Annotated in this window: 2 protein-coding genes; both read right to left on the minus strand. The window is 44.0% G+C overall.

The genetic code is table 11. The annotated features are described in order from the left end of the window. Nucleotides 1-82: 82 nt before the first annotated feature. Nucleotides 83-694 (minus strand): reverse transcriptase domain-containing protein, encoded by a 612-nt coding sequence (locus tag BM122_RS21240; RefSeq protein WP_074907663.1) that lies wholly within the window; start codon nt 692-694, stop codon nt 83-85. A gap of 215 nt (nt 695-909) precedes the next feature. Continuing rightward, nucleotides 910-1,101, minus strand: coding sequence for a hypothetical protein (locus tag BM122_RS21245; RefSeq protein ID WP_074907664.1), 192 nt, complete (start codon nt 1,099-1,101; stop codon nt 910-912). Nucleotides 1,102-1,376 lie beyond the last annotated feature (275 nt).

Consider the following 1,376-nt stretch of genomic DNA (forward strand, 5'->3'; position numbering starts at 1 on the left):
GTTCTTATAAGGGGCTTATGGTGCATGTATTAGGAAAACTGGCTGCGGCTCTGTTTTTCTGGAATTTTTTACGAGTTAGCTCTTAATTCACATTTAACACGGGGCTTATCACACCGCCCTGAGGCGTACCTAGCGTCCGCTTGACGAGCTTTCCATCTGACATTTGCATAGGGGCTTTCAACCACCGTTTTATATAAAATATTATCCACCGATTATTGGTGTGTTTCCTCACCGCCTTCATCAATAACTCATGGTCGATATGGTCAAACAGACCTTTGATATCAAACTCCAATAACCAATTGTACTGCCAACATCTTTGCCGCGTGATTCCCACCGCGTCTAGTGCAGACTTATTTGGTCTATATCCGTAGGAGTCGTCCAAAAAGTGAGGTTCAACGCATGGCTCAAACGCCAGTTTAATTGTCATTTGGGCTATTCGATCCGAAACTGTTGGAATGCCTAACACTCTTTCTCCTCCTTGTTTCTTGGGTATCGCTACCCCCTGAACGGCTGGAGGAAAGTAAGTACCTGATGATAATCTATTCCAAAGTTTATATAAGTTTCCCGATAAGTTCTGTTCAAAATCCTCAAGTGACTTCTGGTCTATACCAGCAGATCCTTGATTGGCTTTGACTAATTTGAACGCTTCCCACACTAATGTCTTGGGAATATTAAATGGTTTTGCTGCCTTCATTATTTGATCCTTCTACAAGTTGAATAATAAATTAAGCTTGTTTAACACTACCCCTTCGCTCCATTTCCATTACAGAAACTTCATCACTACTACGAGTAGCCCCGCCACAGTTCTTGGCCTTGGTACTCTCATTCTTGGAATGTCACTTCCTTGAATTTCTCCCTTTTCATCCAAGCGACTGCTTCCTGTAGTTCCTATAAATGCCTGAACTAGACTCACGTCTCCTGCACACCGGACAGCCCCAACCCAGTAATCAGGTTGCTTGTGGATTTATCCCGCCGCCCCACAAATAGCTGCGGTTTTGATGTCATAAGGGCTTTACGATGCTTCAACAGAGATTCAGTTTTATTCGTCTCTCTAGTCCATACCTCGCCAGCTTTTATCCTCTGACTTTCTTCAACGCTCACGACCACCGCCTTTTACAGCAGCCGCTTGAAGTGGTTTGATACCAGCACCTGAACGCCGATATCGGAGGGTCGATTCCTCCATCATCTATAGAGCTTAAGCTCAAGCTTTACGCAAATAATTTTGCGTTCGTTGTGCGTCTACAGCGCACTTGTGGCGTGCCCCATGTTCGCTGCAGCAATTGATATGGTCTAATAGACCCGGACACTCCAGTTAAGAGAAAATAGTCTTAATTGGAGGATGAAATGGAACCTAGGAAACACTATACAAAGGAATT

This window comes from Nitrosomonas communis, assembly GCF_900114745.1.
Taxonomy (GTDB): Bacteria; Pseudomonadota; Gammaproteobacteria; order Burkholderiales; family Nitrosomonadaceae; genus Nitrosomonas; species Nitrosomonas communis_A.

Excerpts from the sequence above, each read along its gene's own strand:
- BM122_RS21240 (WP_074907663.1), bottom strand. The coding sequence starts at position 694 with ATGAAGGCAGCAAAACCATTTAATATTCCCAAGACATTAGTGTGGGAA.